The organism is Desulfovibrio sp. JC022 (assembly GCF_010470665.1).
Taxonomy (GTDB): domain Bacteria; phylum Desulfobacterota; class Desulfovibrionia; order Desulfovibrionales; family Desulfovibrionaceae; genus Maridesulfovibrio.
On the sequence record NZ_VOPZ01000091.1, the window covers coordinates 1 to 488 of the forward strand.

At 28.9% G+C, this 488-nt stretch carries 1 protein-coding gene; it reads left to right on the forward strand.

Features of this window, described 5'->3' with window-relative positions; translation table 11 throughout:
* A partial coding sequence (locus tag FMS18_RS20340) for a hypothetical protein (RefSeq protein WP_163296461.1) occupies window positions 1-488 on the forward strand: 488 nt, incomplete at both ends.

A 488-nucleotide genomic window follows, 5' to 3' on the forward strand; every position in this document is an offset into this window, starting at 1 on the left:
GTGTTACATATCTACCCAGTTTATGGATTTTTTTTAAAATTATAAAAAGAAAGATATCTCTGCCTATAGTCAAAAAATATTCATCGACCGAACTCTACAACACTTGGGTKTTTACCAACAAAAAAAAGGGAAAAARGTTCAATAASGAGTTTCAAAATAGAATTGAAGCTTTAGACAAAGAATATAGTTCTTTGAATATACTCGAGACAAGAACTCAACTGTGTAATCACGATTACACAAAAGAATACTTATCGAAAAAGTGTGATCCGTTATTGAACAAATCATATCGAAGAAAAATTGCCAAAAATTTTTCACATTCAATCCTAAAAAAACCTTTGATAGAAAAGCTGATAGAGAAATTTGGGATAAATCGTATTCATACTATCCTTCTTATGGATACTAATTACGACCAGAAACCTAATGACTTTGCTACAAAACCATTATTAAGAGAACTTGTTGATTTTTTCACTTTTAGTATTCAAATTGAT